General features: G+C 72.6%; 13 protein-coding genes, 1 pseudogene and 2 riboswitches. Of the genes and pseudogenes, 11 read left to right on the top strand and 3 right to left on the bottom strand.

Annotation, left to right across the window (positions count from 1 at the left end; genetic code table 11):
• Nucleotides 1-13 precede the first annotated feature (13 nt).
• The 8 genes and pseudogenes from ABZ854_RS29525 to ABZ854_RS29490 all read left to right on the top strand — a co-directional run bounded on the left by ABZ854_RS29525 (nucleotide 14) and on the right by ABZ854_RS29490 (nucleotide 6,640).
• Nucleotides 14-406, top strand: a complete 393-nt coding sequence (locus tag ABZ854_RS29525) for a hypothetical protein (protein ID WP_361216636.1) — start codon at nucleotides 14-16, stop codon at nucleotides 404-406.
• 84 nt (nucleotides 407-490) lie between these two features.
• Nucleotides 491-766: pseudogene (locus ABZ854_RS29520) on the top strand (HEAT repeat domain-containing protein); the annotation flags it as partial.
• 406 nt (nucleotides 767-1,172) lie between these two features.
• Nucleotides 1,173-1,673 (top strand): hypothetical protein, encoded by a 501-nt coding sequence (locus ABZ854_RS29515; protein WP_361216633.1) that lies wholly within the window; start codon nucleotides 1,173-1,175, stop codon nucleotides 1,671-1,673.
• A gap of 856 nt (nucleotides 1,674-2,529) precedes the next feature.
• The gene (locus ABZ854_RS29510; protein ID WP_361216631.1) at nucleotides 2,530-3,315 is read left to right on the top strand and encodes a DUF4129 domain-containing protein; all 786 of its coding nucleotides are present in this window, start codon (nucleotides 2,530-2,532) and stop codon (nucleotides 3,313-3,315) included.
• 50 nt (nucleotides 3,316-3,365) lie between these two features.
• On the top strand, nucleotides 3,366-3,827 hold the full coding sequence (locus ABZ854_RS29505; RefSeq protein WP_361216628.1) for a hypothetical protein: 462 nt from the start codon (nucleotides 3,366-3,368) through the stop codon (nucleotides 3,825-3,827).
• On the top strand, nucleotides 3,824-4,828 hold the full coding sequence (locus tag ABZ854_RS29500) for a MoxR family ATPase (RefSeq protein WP_361216625.1): 1,005 nt from the start codon (nucleotides 3,824-3,826) through the stop codon (nucleotides 4,826-4,828). Before ABZ854_RS29505 ends, ABZ854_RS29500 begins: the two co-directional genes overlap by 4 nt.
• Nucleotides 4,825-6,165 carry a DUF58 domain-containing protein gene (locus tag ABZ854_RS29495; RefSeq protein WP_361216622.1) on the top strand — a complete coding sequence of 447 codons (1,341 nt, stop codon included), beginning with the start codon at nucleotides 4,825-4,827 and terminating at the stop codon, nucleotides 6,163-6,165. The genes ABZ854_RS29500 and ABZ854_RS29495 overlap by 4 nt, the downstream gene beginning before the upstream one ends.
• Complete coding sequence (locus tag ABZ854_RS29490) at nucleotides 6,155-6,640, top strand: hypothetical protein (RefSeq protein WP_361216620.1); 486 nt, start codon at nucleotides 6,155-6,157, stop codon at nucleotides 6,638-6,640. Before ABZ854_RS29495 ends, ABZ854_RS29490 begins: the two co-directional genes overlap by 11 nt.
• Nucleotides 6,641-6,765: 125 nt before the next feature.
• Here ABZ854_RS29490 and ABZ854_RS29485 read toward each other — a convergent pair whose 3' ends face one another.
• On the bottom strand, nucleotides 6,766-7,347 hold the full coding sequence (locus tag ABZ854_RS29485; RefSeq protein WP_361216617.1) for a hypothetical protein: 582 nt from the start codon (nucleotides 7,345-7,347) through the stop codon (nucleotides 6,766-6,768).
• 288 nt (nucleotides 7,348-7,635) lie between these two features.
• Complete coding sequence (locus ABZ854_RS29480) at nucleotides 7,636-7,839, bottom strand: hypothetical protein (RefSeq protein WP_361216614.1); 204 nt, start codon at nucleotides 7,837-7,839, stop codon at nucleotides 7,636-7,638.
• A gap of 133 nt (nucleotides 7,840-7,972) precedes the next feature.
• A riboswitch (Fluoride riboswitch) is annotated at nucleotides 7,973-8,036 on the bottom strand.
• A 729-nt stretch (nucleotides 8,037-8,765) separates the two neighbouring features.
• Between ABZ854_RS29480 and ABZ854_RS29475 the strand changes: the two genes are divergently transcribed.
• Both ABZ854_RS29475 and ABZ854_RS29470 read left to right on the top strand, forming a co-directional pair.
• Entirely contained in the window at nucleotides 8,766-9,185 is a 420-nt protein-coding gene (locus ABZ854_RS29475) for a hypothetical protein (RefSeq protein ID WP_361216611.1), read from the top strand.
• Between the two features lie 245 nt (nucleotides 9,186-9,430).
• Nucleotides 9,431-10,642: an MFS transporter gene (locus ABZ854_RS29470; protein ID WP_361216608.1), complete on the top strand. Its 1,212-nt coding sequence runs from the start codon at nucleotides 9,431-9,433 to the stop codon at nucleotides 10,640-10,642.
• Nucleotides 10,643-11,124: 482 nt separating this feature from the next.
• On the opposite strand, the gene ABZ854_RS29465 is transcribed toward ABZ854_RS29470, so the two are convergent.
• The gene (locus tag ABZ854_RS29465) at nucleotides 11,125-11,466 is read right to left on the bottom strand and encodes a hypothetical protein (protein WP_361216605.1); all 342 of its coding nucleotides are present in this window, start codon (nucleotides 11,464-11,466) and stop codon (nucleotides 11,125-11,127) included.
• Nucleotides 11,467-11,819: 353 nt separating this feature from the next.
• Between ABZ854_RS29465 and ABZ854_RS29460 the strand changes: the two genes are divergently transcribed.
• Nucleotides 11,820-13,571 (top strand): dynamin family protein, encoded by a 1,752-nt coding sequence (locus ABZ854_RS29460; protein ID WP_361216602.1) that lies wholly within the window; start codon nucleotides 11,820-11,822, stop codon nucleotides 13,569-13,571.
• 251 nt (nucleotides 13,572-13,822) lie between these two features.
• Nucleotides 13,823-13,887: riboswitch (Fluoride riboswitch) on the top strand.
• The last annotated feature ends 7 nt before the right edge of the window (nucleotides 13,888-13,894 follow it).

Raw genomic sequence — 13,894 nt, 5'->3', positions numbered from 1 at the left:
GGGAGCCTGCGTCATGACCCAGCTCGATGAAGAGGCGGTGGCGGCCCTGCGTACGGCCCAGCTCACCGTCATCAACGCCAAGTGGCACATCTGCGAAGAACAGGCCGTCGAACGCCTGCTCCATGTCCAGGGGTTGGCCTGCACCCCGCTCTTCCCCGGGCACGCGGTCATCCAGGTCGTCGCGTGCGAAGGACACCTCCTCGGCCGGGCCCGGCAACACCGCGAGGGCCGCACCGTGCGCTGGATCGCCGTCCCGCCCGGCACCGCCCGTGAGATCGGCGCCTACCGCACCCTGCACGGCGCCGCCCGTGCGCTGGCCCGCCACAAGGGGGTACGGCGCCACCGGGTGACCGACTGCCCGGCCCCCACGCCGCAGCCCGACCGCGCGTATCACTGGCTCGCGTGACGGCGGGGAGGTGACCCCGGGTGCTTCTGCCGGCACTGCCACGGGCACACCGCCTCCGCCGGCGGCCCCTGCCCGCACTGCGGCCTGCCCATCTCACCGCCACAGAACTCCGACCACACCGACCGCCTGCTGTGGGCACCGCACCACTCGCTGTCCGAGACCCGACTGAGGGCCGCCCAAGTGCTGGGCCGACGGAGCGAGGCCCGCGCGGCCCCATCCCTGACGGCTCTCGCGCTCGCCACCGACGACCCGGATCTGGCCGCGACAGCCCTGGAATCGCTCGTCCGCATCCGCGGCGCACCGGCCGTACAGGCGGTACTCGAAGCCCTCGTCGAGAGGGGCCCGACTCCTGCCCGACGCCTGGCGGGGCGCATGCTTCGCGAGACGGACCAGCCGTCGGGGAGGCCGGGACGACCCATCGCCGCGCTGAGGACGAGCGGCGCTTGGACGAGCGGCGCCTGGACCAGTTCCGCAACGGCGTCCACCATGCGGCCGCTAATTCGGACATGCTGGACGACCTGCTGACCAAGGCCCTCGGCGAGCTCGACTACCGGTGGTAAAAGGTCTTGTATCTGGAGGGTGAGCTGGCACTCGAACGCGAGCGCCGCGCGGCAACGGCGGGTGGGACGGGTTCCGCCGACGCAGGACCGGGCCCCCACCTCACCACGGCGCCCGAGCCGCCGCCGGCCCGCGGGGAGCGCCATCAGTGGCGACGGCCGTCCGCCCGTGCCCTGCGCAGAGCGGGCCGACTGCTGGGAGGCCCGGCATGACGATGAGAGGACGTTTCACCCATGCCCGCCGTGTCGTGGGTGACCTGCTGAATCCCAAGCCCCCGCCTCAGCCGTCGCGCGCCGACGACCTGGCCGCCGTGCTGCCGCTGCTGGACCGGGCCGCGTTCTTGCAACCCGAGGCCGAGCAGATCATCCACGAGTGCGCGGGACCGGGAAAGGCCGCCGAAGACCTTGCCCGGCGCGGCAACGCCGTGGTCGTCGCCTACTGGCAGTTGCGGCGCGACCTGCTGCCCGTCGAAGTGTCGCTGGCGGACCGCTCGTTGAAGGATGACATCAGGCGTCTTCTGCTCTACCACGAGTGGAGCGTCCACGAGGCGGTGGACTGCGCGTGCAGCCCTCAGCAGACGGAGAAGATGGCCGGCGCCCGAGCCCAGATGCACGGCCTCGGAGCCCCGGGGGCTCGCCTACGGGCACTCCGCCAGGCCCTGACTGAGGAATACGCCGGGCTGACACAGGGGCGGGCGGAGAACCTGTGATGCACAGCCGAGGGTCAGGCCGTGGAGAGAACCGGATCTTCCTGGCCGCCTGCCCCCGGAGCGCCACTACCGCGTCGTCCGCTGACGGCAGTGCTCCCTGCATCAGGTACCCCACGGATCTGATGTGGACGTAGACGCGACCGCTGCGGCACTTCGACGAGGTAGTCGGGGGTGAGAAGGCTTTCCGCGCCCAGCGCGCGTGCCGGGCGCAGGCAGTCAGTGCCGGTACGCCGCCCAGCCCGGCGTACCGGTTTTGCGGCTGCCGGTGGGCCGGGGACCGTCGGGGACGAGATCGACGTTGTCCTGTCCAGGACGGCAGCACCACCATCGTGGCGGTCGGCGGGAAGCGCTGGATGGGATGGATCTGGTCAGATCGCCAGTGCTGGCCCGGCTTCGACGGGAACCATCAGCGACGCCCGTGCGGTTCACTGGCCCACCACCCGTCGCGTCCTGCACCCCCGGCCCGCACCGACGACTCCGGCGACGCGCCGGCGCTGAGCCCGCTCCCGGCAAGTCCAGTCCCGCTGCGCGCTGTTCGGTCCCATTTGACGCCGTGGGCCGTGTCGCCGACCCTGGAGGTACGGAACGTACGAAGTGCATGCACGGGTGATGGGGCTCACCTCGAACGCGGACACCCCGCTGACGGTCCCTGCGGTCTCCGAGCCGATCGGAGGTGCCCGTGCCCGACGTCCCGCGCCTCTTTCTGTCGCCCGGATCATGGCCGTCGCGCGTTGTGCGGTGCACCGCGGTAGCGCTACTGATCGCAACCGCCGTGGTGGGTGTCCGGGCGCGTCAGCGGGTATCGCTCAGCGCACGTCCTCACCCCCTCCCGGGGAGGGCCTGGATCAGTCTGGCCTTGTCCATCGGTGGGCTGGTCATCGGGACGGTGGCGCTCTCCGCCGTGCTGTTGGCCTCCTGGCGGGTCATCCGGCGCCTGCGGCGAAAGCGGGACACGGACCAGCCGCCGCAGGTGGTGGAGCGCCCGGTGGGTGGCCTGGGCACACGGCTGGCCGCCCTGGCGGTTGCGCTGCTCATAGTCGCTGCCACTGGGGGCGCGGTAGTACTCGGGGCACGAATCGGTGGGGCCGGTCGCGGAAGCCGTCCCCCGCTGCCCGTCTCGCCGTCGCCGGTTCACACCCGGGCCCCGGCCAGTCATGGCGGTCAGTCGGGTCCCGGGCCGCTGTGGCTGCTGATGACGGGGCTGGCGCTGGTCGTGGTGGTCGCCGTGCTCGTCGCACTCGCCCGTGCACGGACCGCAAGCCGCTCCCGGGCCGCGCCGGCGCCGACTGCGGCGGCCAGGCCACCGGCCCGGCCGGCCGGTCGGCCGACGCTCGGCGCTGATTCCCGCTCGGTCGTGATCGCCACGTATCTGGCGATGGAACGGGAGTTGGCGCGGGTACGGCTGCGCCGCGAGCCGTTCGAGACACCTGCGGAGTTGTTGCAGCGTGCGGCACGCGAGGGGCTGGACACGTCGGCGGCGCAACGGCTGGCCGCGCTGTTCGGGTTGGCCCGCTACAGCAGCCGTCCGGTCTCTGCGGATCAGCGCGAGCAGGCCGAGCAATTCCTGGAGATCGTGCGAGAGCAGTGGATGAACGGGCCTCGCACACAGTCTGGTTCCAGACCGCGAGGGGGTGAGTCGTGATGGACACACAGCAATCGGTGCAACCTGCGGCTGTGGGGGTGGCGGGCGGTGTGGCCTTGACCGCCGTGTGCGGTGCCGGCTGGCTGCTGGCCGGACCGGCAGGGCTGCTGGCCACGGGAATCGCCGCTGCCGTGACCACGCTGCTCGTTGTCCGTCTGTTCCGCGTACCGCCCGCGTCGCGCACGACCCTGCGCCGCCGCGGAGACGTGCCGTTCGCCGACGCCCCGTACGTCCGCTACCGGAAGCTGTTCAGCGGCCTGTCCTGGGGACAGGTCTCGGCCCGGCAGTTCGACTACGCCACCCGGCCCCACCTGGAACGTGTCACCGCCGCCCTGCTGCGGGCCCGGTGCCGCATCGATCCTGTCGCGAACCCTGGGGCGGCCCGGGAGCTGCTGGGTGCCGAGCTGTGGGCGCTCGCGGACCCGGCCCGGCCCCGCAGCGACGACTCCCATGCACCGGCCGTGCCCCTGAGCGAGGTCGCGCGGCTCATGGACCGTCTGGAGGAGCTGTGACCGCTGTGGCCGGCACCGAACTCGACATCCCGCAGTGCGCCGGCCTCGCTGGACGTGTACTGGACGAGGTGGAGCGCGCGATCGTCGGCAAGCGGAACGCCCTCACGTTGGTGCTGCTCGGCATCCTCGCCTCCGGGCACGTGCTGCTGGAGGACCTGCCCGGGCTGGGCAAGACGCTGATGGCCCGCTCCTTCGCCGCCGCGCTCGGGCTGCGGTTCACCCGGGTGCAGTTCACCCCGGACCTGCTGCCCGCGGACCTGACCGGTGCGGCGGTCTACGACCCGCGCACCGGTGAGCTGTCCTTCCGTCCGGGTCCGGTCTTCACCCAGCTGCTGCTGGCCGACGAGATCAACCGGACCCCGCCCAAGACGCAGGCGGCGCTCCTGGAGGCGATGTCCGAGCACCAGGTAAGCGCGGACGGCGAGTCCCGGCCCCTGCCCCTGCCGTTCGTAGTGCTGGCCACCGACAACCCGATCGAGTTCGAGGGCACCTACCCGCTGCCCGAGGCCCAGCTGGACCGGTTCATCGTCCGTGTCCGGCTCGGTTATCCGGGCGAGCAGGACGAGGCCGAGCTGCTGCGCCGACGGATGGAGCGGGCGACGCCCGAACTGCCTGTGGTCGGACAGGTGGTGGACGCCGCCGGGCTGCTGGCCATGCGCCGGGTGGTGGAGCGGGTCGAGGTCGAGGACGACCTGCTCGCCTACGTCGTCGCCATCGCCTCGGCGACGCGACATCATCCCCAGTGCGCGGTTGGGGCGAGCCCGCGCGCCAGTCTCGCTCTGCTTCAACTCGCCCGCGCACATGCCCTGCTGGCCGGCCGGGACTTCGTCAGCCCGGAGGATGTGAAGGCGGTCGCGGTGCCCGCGCTGGGGCACCGGATCGTGCTGCGGCCCGAGTTGTGGGTGCGCCGGCTCAGCGGTGACGACGTGGTCGCGGACGTACTCGGGCAGGTGCCGGTGCCCAATCCGACACCGTCGCACGATAAGAAGACAGCGCCATGACCGCCGTGCGCGAGCCCGAGACCCCGGTGCCCACCGCGGTCGGTACAGAAATGGCGACTCAGGAGGTCGTGGTCCCCCAGTGGCGGCCGTCACCGCTGCTGCGCCGTCTGTCCGCCACGGCCGTGCTCGCGCTCGCCGCGGCGGTGGCGCTCGGGCGCGCAGAGCTGCTGGTCGTCGCCGCACCGATGCTGTGGTGGCTGGCGGCCGCGTCCCGCACGCGGCCTCACACCCTGACGGCGAGGACCCGGCTGGACACCGACCGCTGTACCGAGGGCGACGACATCGTCCTCACGGTGTCGCTGCACAGCGGCACCGAAGTCGATCTGGTGTCGGCCACCCTCGCACTGCCCGCCGGCGCGACGGTTCTCGACCGTCCCTCCCTGCCCCTGGTGGCGGTCACTGCGCACGAACTGCGCTGGCGTCTGCGGCCCGGCCGTTGGGGGCGGTGGTCCCTGGGCCCGCCCACCGTCCGGATCCATGCGACGGGCGGCCTGCTTCAGGCTTCCGTTTCCTGCCCGGCCGCCGACGTGGCGGTGCTGCCGCTGCCCGCCGCCGTCGGGACCGGGCCGCTGCCCGCACTCCTGCCGCGCCGCACCGGCGACCATCCGGCCGGCGCGCCGGGCGAGGGCAGCGAGTTCGAGGGGCTGCGCCCCTACCAGCCCGGCGACCGCCCCCGCCAGGTCAACTGGGCCGCCAGTGCCCGCCGCCGCACCCTCTTCGTCACCACCCGCCAGGACGAACGCTCCTTCGACCTGATCCTGCTCGTCGACGCCTTCCTGCGGGTCGGCCCCGTCGGCAATGACTCCCTCGACCTGTCCGTCCGCGGGGCGACGGGTCTGGCCCGCGCCCATCTGCGGCGCGGAGAGCGGGTCGGCGTGGTCGCGGTCGGCGGCCTGCTGCGTGGCCTCGCCCCAGGGGTGGGCGGGCACCAACTGCAGCGCATCGCGGACGCCGTCCTCGACGTGCGCCTCGACGACAGCTACGTCGACCCGGACATCGCCCGGCTGCCACGCACCGTGCTGCCGCCGGGCGCGCTCACGGTGCTGTTCAGCCCGCTGCTGGACGAGCGGGCCCGGCTCACCGCGCTCGACCTGCGCCGCCGCGGCCACGCCGTGGTCATCATCGACGTACTGTGCGACGAGCCCCGTCCCGACCGCCGCGACCGGGTGGGGCGGCTGTCGCTGCGGCTGTGGCGCCTGGACCGTGAGGCGGACCGCTTCGAACTCGGCCGCTGGGGCGTACCGGTGCTGCCCTGGGACGGTACCGCGCCCCTCGACGCGGTGCTCACACCGCTGCGGCGCCGCTCCGTGGAGGGAAGGTGGCGGCATGGGACGTAACACGGGCGCGGGCGCCTCGGCCGCGATCGTCGTCACCGGCACCGGCCTGCTGGCAGCCGCTGCGGCGGGGCTGCCCTGGCGGTGGGCCACGGCCGTCCTGGTGAGCGGTCTCGCAGCGCTTGCCCTGGCCGTCCTGCGTGGTGGGCGGGGAGGGTTGACCGTTCCGGCTTTGGGAATCCTCGGTCTGTCCGCCTGCGCCATGGTCCCGGGCGGTCGCCTCGGCCCCCTGGGGGCACTGGCCGTCGCCGTGGCGACCGTGGCGTTCCAGACCGGGCTGGAAGCCCGCACCACCGGCCTTCCGCGGGGCGGTGTGAGGGGCGAGGCCCTGACTGGTGTGATCGTAGCCGCGGGCGCCGCGGCCCTCCTCGGGCTGCCCGCCGTGACCGCCCCTTGGGCGCTGCCGCTCGGCCTGGCCGCCGCGGTCCTCGCCCTGGCGCTCGCTCTCAGCGGCACCGGGAGGCGCCAACGGCCTTGACGTCACACGGCCGTTGGATCAGGGTGCCGGCCGTCCCTCGCTCCCGCACAAGCGGGCCCGTACGCGGCGGCCGCGCAGCAGGGGAAACCCCAAGGCGCCGCGCCGAAGCAGGTGGGCATCCGGCGTCAGCCGGTCTTCCCGCCCCACCGCGTGGCCGCGTCCGCCCACGCGACGTCCCACTCCCCCAGACGCCGCCGGTTCAACCGCTCGCGCACCATCCGGGCAGCCAACCACACGGCACCGCCCACGCCCATGGCCGCCAGGGCACCACCTGAGGCTGTTTCGGAGGCCTCCTCCGCACGACTGGGTGGCCTGGAGACCAGGTGGCCGCGGCCGTCCGTCCACACCGGCACCGGTGTACCCGCCGCTGTGAAGGGCGCCACCTTGGTCCGACCCGTGCGCACCGAACCGTCCGGATCCCTCCACCGCACCGCGGTCCACACCTCGTCGTCCCCGACGGCCTGGGCGGACGCGGCGCTCGGCGCCTGCCCGGTGAGCACGGCCGCGACCTCGTAGCGGTCCAGCCGCTGCCGGTCGTACCGCTGTGCCGCCACGTCGGCCGTCACCACTCCCGTGATCAGCCCGCCTGCGACGGCGAGGAGCCAAGCGGTGAGAACCACGTACGCCTCGACCATGTCACTGCGCCTGCGCAGCGGATTCCGTCGCCAGCGCCACATCCACACCGCCGTACGACGAGCCTTCGCCATGGTCGCCCTTTCTGTGCGTGCTGCGGAAGTTGAGGAGCAAGGGGATGCGCCGGCCGGTCGTGAAGTACGTCCAGCACGAAGCTGCCGGCACCAGGTCCCGGGTCCCATTTCGAGCAAGCCGGACGCGCAGGTCCGCCGCGTGAAGAACAGGCACGTCACCCGGTGTCTCCGCCGAGGAACCGGACTTCTGCTCTCTGAGCTCCTCCCGCAGACCGGCGACCGGCCTGCCCAGGCCGTTCAGGCGCAGCCGAGCAGACTCGACGCGGGCGTCCGGGTTGTGGGCGGCAGCTAGGGCCGGACAGGTCCTGGGTCGACGGCCTGGTGCAGCATCCGCTGATGGCACGCGAGCAGCCGCGCGGCCCGCGTCCTGAACTCGTCGAGGTCGTCGTCGACAGGCAACCGCCGCAGCCGGGCGCACAGCCCGTGGTAGACGGAGATCTTGTCCTCGGCCACCAGCAGGGCGCCGGGCTGCTCCCGCCGCGTCGTCGGCACCTCGGCGTGCGGGCCCCCAGAGCCGCAGCACATGTCCGGCGCGGGGCAGCACGTCCGGCACCGGACCGTGGTGGACGGGAAGCGGGCTACGGGAGACGGGGTGTGCGGTCATGGCTCCTCCCTGGTCATGTGAAGACAACCAGGGACCGTCAGCGGCACCAGCCGCGGTTACGGTGAGCCCCATCACCGTCTTGCTCAGCGCGCGTACGCGTCCAGTGTGCCGTACCCAGTGACGGGCGACATCACCCTTGGCACTGCCGACAGGCCCCGGCGACGTTCCCGTCACCGCGAGATCCCTGCGACTACGCGCCTTGACTCCAGGTTGCGGTCACCGCTTGTGTGCCGGATTGCGCCGCTTCCTGCGACGGCCTGCCCGGCCCGCGAGACGGAATTCCTTGCTGTCGTGAGAGGCGGTAGGGACCGGACGGCGACGACCGGACGCCTGCGGGGACCGCGCTGTCAGCCGCCCGCGGGCCCGATCGGGTCCGGGAGCCGGGTGCCGGCCGGCCAGGTCGGCAGCTTCTTCAGGGGGAACGTGACGTCGAGCGCGGCCTCTCTCGTACCGGTCAACACGGCCCTTCGGTGTCCAGCTCACCGCTCTGCTGGTGGCGGCGGTCGCGGGCTGGTTTCGGTTCGGCGCGACGACGCTCAGCACGTGAGTGCCGGGGATGACTCGGCTCCGGAGGGGCACCCGCGCGCCCCGGAAGCGGAAGCGTCGCGGCACACTGGATACGTACGTATGGTGCGAACCGGTGATGGGGCTCACCGCGAACCGCGGCCGGTGCCGCTGACGGTCCCTGGTTGTGTGGACACGACCGGGAGGAAGCATGCGCCCGTCCGCAGCACCACGTTCGTCACAGTGCCTGGCCGCGCGTGCGCTGCCGCGCTGGTGGCCACGACGGCGGGCAGCGCCCTCGCCGACACGCGTGGAGCAGCTCCAGGCGCTGCTGGCCGTCCTCGACGACGGCGTGATCGCGCAGCCGGCCGCCGACCGTGTCGTGGCGGCCTGCGGGCAGCCGGGGCCGGTGTCCGGTTCGGTGACCCATGCTGCCGGTGAGCAGATATCCACGTACCACAGGCTGAACGTACGGCTGCGTCAGCTGCCGGTGAACGACGAGTTCGGGGAGCTCAAGGATCGCGCCGGGCGTCTGCTGGCCTATCACCAGTGGATCCTGCACCAGGCGGTCAACCTGGTGGGTGCGGGCGTTCACCCGGACAGCCGCGTGGAAGCCGCGCGGCAGCGTCTCCACGGCCTGGGCCGCCCCGGGGACGGTCTGCGGCAGTTGCGCGACGAGGTCAGGGACCTGGCGGAACAAGTCCGCGCGCAAGAGACGGCAGCCCCGTGAGATGCGTGCCCTGGCTCCGCCCGGCCCACCGGCTACTTCTCCCTCCCGAGCGGCGAACGTGGCTCCGCCCGGCCGCGCTGGAGCGAGCCGGGCGGAGCGCGCTGACGGACGCCTGAGCTCCTTCGCCACTGTGTGCTACGGGTCTCCGACCGACGGTACCCGTCGCCCCTGAGTCCTCGATCATGCCGATCAGGTGCCGGGGAGAGCGCTGTGCCCCACCCACGATGGCCCGCTGGAGGAGACCAATGACCTTGCCCGGTCGCCGCGAGCGGACACCCGCCGCAGCACCTCCGGAACGCCCCGCCCTGGCCGGGGGGTCGGCGCTGCGGTTCGTGCTGCTCATCGGCGTGGTGAGCATGTTCTCCGACATGACGCACGAAGGCGCGCGCGGCATCACCGGACCCTTCCTCGGCTCACTCGGCGCCAGCGGCCTGATCGTCGCCCTCGTAGCCGGCGGCGGTGAACTTCTCGGCTACGCCCTGCGTTTCGTCTTCGGCTACGCGGCCGACCGAACGGGAAAGTACTGGCCGATCACGGCCGTCGGCTACACGGTGCAGATGGTCGTCGTACCGCTGCTGGCGCTGGCCGGGAACTGGCCGGTGGCCGCCCTGCTGATCGTCGCCGAACGCAGCGGGCGCGCCGTGCGCAACCCGGCCCGGGACGCGATGCTCGCCCACGCCACCGCCGAACTGGGGCGCGGTTGGGTGTTCGGCGTACGGGAGGCGCTGGATGCCGCCGGGGCGATGGTCGGCCCGCTCATCGTGGCCGGCGTCCTCTCCTTGCACGGCACCTACCGGGGCGGCTTCGCCGTGCTCGCCGTCCCCGCCGTCCTCACCCTCCTCGCGCTGGCGAGTGCCTGGCGGCAATATCCACACCCCGCCGACCTGGATGTCGGGGAAGACATCCCGGACCGCCGGGGAGCTCCGCGCGCGTTCTGGATCCTTCTTGCGGGGATGGGTCTGATCGCCGCCGCATACGCGGACTACCCGCTCATCGCCTACCACTTCGGCAAGGACCACGTCGTGGCGAACGCGTGGATTCCCGTGCTGTACGCGGGAGCGATGGCCGCCGAGGCGCTGGCCGCTCTGGTCCTGGGGCGGTTGTTCGACCGGTGCGGGCTGTGGACGGTGGCCGGAACGACGCTGCTGACCGCGTGTTTCCCGCCGCTGGTGTTCCTCGGTGGCGCGGGACTCGCGGTGGTCGGCGTGGTGGTGTGGGGGCTGGGCATGGCCGCCCAGGAGTCCGTGGTCAAGGCCGCGGTCACCGGCATGGTGGGCGCCGGGCGGCGGGCCTCGGCCTTCGGTCTGTTCGACACCGGTTTCGGGGTGTGCTGGTTCGTCGGCAGCGTGGCCCTCGGCGCGCTGTACGACACCTCGGTGACGGCACTGGTGGTCTTCTCCGCCGTACTGCAACTGGCAGCGATCCCGGTCGTGCTGACGGTGAGGCGCGCCTCGTGACGGGCAATCCGCCCCTGCGCCGTCCGCCCCGGCGGCAGTGGAGGTGATCACGACGTCTTTCGCATACAGGAGGGCGGCATCGGGTCGCCGAGTCCCCTGGTCCGCAGGAGGTTCGGAACATCCTGGTCATGCTCGGCGAGGCCGGTTGTGCGCTGCGCCGGGCCCCGTCAGGAGGCGACCGACGCCTGGCTGTGCTGGGTGGTCAGGGAGAACCACGCCGAGGTGCCGACCCTGACCCTGCTCAATCCGGCCGGCAACCCCGCCCCCTTTCGTCGGGCACGTCCTGTCCCGGCTGCGGGAGATCCCGGGGGAAGCACGCCGAACGCGCAAGACAGGTCTTCAACACTCGGCACGAGACGAAGGGCGGCGAGGAGACCACCCGGCGCCCCATCCCCCTCATGATCGATGGCGTCGCCGCGCTCGGGCTCGCCCACACCGAGACAGGGCCGGCACGGCCGGATCCGCGGGCGAACCGGCCCCGGTCAGCGCGTCAGTTCCCGCAACAGCCGCATCAGCAGATCTTCCGCCTTCGCGTACGAGGTGGAGCCCACCCGTAGCCGCCACACCGCGCCCGGCTGCCACTCGCCGGAGGTCAGTGAGCGTACCGGCCGGGGCGCGGGGGCGGCGTGGGCGGGAATGTGCACCTCGCCCAGCGCCGCGAGCACGGCGTCGACCTGGTGGGCGGGGATGTCGGCGATCGGCGCCCAGGACGGCGCCCGCAGGCCGTTGCCGCGGCCCCCGGGCGGCAGCCAGGCGGGGGCGAACAGGCCTGCGGAGACCGTGAGATGAGCACTCGCGTGCGGGCTGGACGACGCACCTGCCATGGCGGCCTCCCCGCTTCTTCGACGAGGGGCAGGAGCCATCGGCCGGTCGGCGGGGCGACCACCCGGGACGTGGGTGGTCTCGGCGGGGTCCAGCGCCGAGCGTTTGACGCCCTTCCAGGGTAGCGCGGCACCGGGCTGGCGGGAGCGGCCGGCCGGGCGCACCATGTCGGGTGACGGGCGATGCCCCTTGCCATGACAGGTGCCGTCCGCCGGGGCACCGCCTCGCCTGTGGGCGTCACTGTATGAACGCGGCGGCCGACGGTTACGGTGGAGTGGACGACGGTGGAGGGGCCCACCGCCAACCGCGGCCGTGGCCGCCAACGGTCCCTACCCGACACGGTAGGGAGACCGATGTGACCACCAGCACCGAACTCGCCCGGCTCCACCGTCGGCTGCACGCCCTCATGGAGGAGGGCGTCGGAGACGACAACGACCATCGCACTCTGGACGCGCTCAGCGACCAGTTGCGTCAGGACCGCTTCCGGGTCCTGGTCACCGGCGAGGCCAAGCGCGGCAAGAGCACGCTCCTCAACGCCCTCCTGGGACGCGAGGTGCTGCCTACCGGCGTGGTTCCGGTGACCGCACTGGCGACGACGGTGCGCGAAGGCAGGCCCGAGCAGCTGACGGTGCGCTTCGCGGACGGCCGCATCGAGCGGCACGCACCGGATGCGCTGGCGCAGTTCGTCACCCAGGCGGCCAACCCGGGCAACCGGCGTGGCGTGAGCGAGGTGGTGCTCAGTCTGGACGCGCCGCTGTTGGCACGAGGGGTGGAGTTGGTCGACACGCCGGGCACGGGGTCGGTGCACGCCCAGAACACCGACGAGGCGATGGCGACCCTGCGCACCATGGACGCCGCGGTGTTCGTCCTGACCGCCGATCCGCCCGTCTCGGCCGCCGAGCAGGAACTGCTGCGTCTGGTCGGCCGAGCGTCGGTGCGCACGTTCGTCGTCCTGAACAAGGCCGACCAGCTGCGCCCCGAAGATCTGCGGGAGGCGGTCGGCTTCACCCGGCACGTCGTGGCCGAAGTCTTCGGGGACACCGTGCCGGTGTTCGTGTGTGCCGCCCGTCCAGGGGCACGGCACGGGGTGGACGAGTTGGCCACGGCCCTGACCGGCTACCTCACCGGCCATCGGGACGTCGACCTGCTGCGCTCGCTCACTCACCGCACCCGGCAGCTCGCCGCCGGGCTGCTGGACGAGGTGCTGATGGCCCGGGCGGTCGCCGATCTGGACGCTTCCCGCAGGCAGCAGCGGGTGGCCGCGCTGCGTGCCCAGCTGAACATGTTCGGTCAGCGTCGCGCGGAGGCCACCGACCTCGTGCGCTCCCAGGGCCGCCATGCCCTGACCGAGGTCAACACCGTCGCCCAGGAGGCCTCCCCGCTGTTGACCGCGCAGGTCACCACCGCGTGGAGCACCGTGTGGGAGCAGGAGTCCGGTCACTGGCCCAGGCGCGAGCGGGAGGCCGAGGGCAGGCGCCGTCTGGTGGAGGTGACGCGTGATGCCGTCGACGCATGGCGTCGAGAGCAGGAGCAGCAGCTGACCGATCGCCTCGCCGCTCTCGACCAGCGGGTCCGGGACCGTCTCGCCCACGACCTGGACACCTTTCGCGACAGCGTCGCCGACCTGCTCGGCGTCAGCCTCGCTCTGCCCCGACAGGGCGGTCCGCTCGTGCCCAATCCCCGCTTCCGCTACCACTTCTGCGAGGACATCGGCCAGACCGAACTTCTCGCCGGCTGGGTCCGCCGCCGACTGCCCGGCACCGCCGGCCGCGAGCGTGCCCGCGAACATCTGATGGCCGAGGCTGCCTCGCTCGTACCGATGCAGGTCGGCCGGGTGCGGGCGGACTTCCAGGAGCGGCTGCAGGAGAGCACCCGAGCGATGATCGCGGCCGTCGCCGCCCGCTACGACAAGGTCGGCCACCGCCTCAGCTCGGCACTCCAGCAGTCCGAGCAACGTCCCCGACAGGACACCGAGCACTCCACAGTGCTCGCCGAGCGGGAACGGCTCCTACGGCAGATGGTCTCCGATCTGGGTGTGGACAGGGGCCTGGACGGCCCTGCGCCGGATCTCAGCTCCGAAGGGCCCGCAACGGGGTCCGCACCGTGATCTCGTCGGCGCCGCGCGTGCGGGAGCAGTGGCACGCACGGCGGGCACGGGAGCGTCCGGCGGAGTTGCGCGGGCCGATCCTGCCCGGCAGCACCGGCGGATTCCGGTCCTGCCTGCCCGGGCCGCCGCAACCGCACACACGATCGAACACCCGACCACGTGTCGCGTACTGATGATGCGAGGTTGAAGCCGTTCGGCGTAGGAGGGATGCCTGCGAAGCCGATCTGGAGGGCACACTGGAGGTGTGCGCCGAGCGTGCCGGTGATGGGGCTCACCGCAACCGCGGCATCATGCCGCTGACGGTCCCTGGTCCAACGGATGTG

It is taken from the genome of Streptomyces sp. NPDC047028 (assembly GCF_040644095.1).
GTDB lineage: Bacteria > Actinomycetota > Actinomycetes > Streptomycetales > Streptomycetaceae > Streptomyces.
Note: the sequence above shows the minus strand (reverse complement) of the source record. Positions and strands in the feature narration are given on the sequence as shown.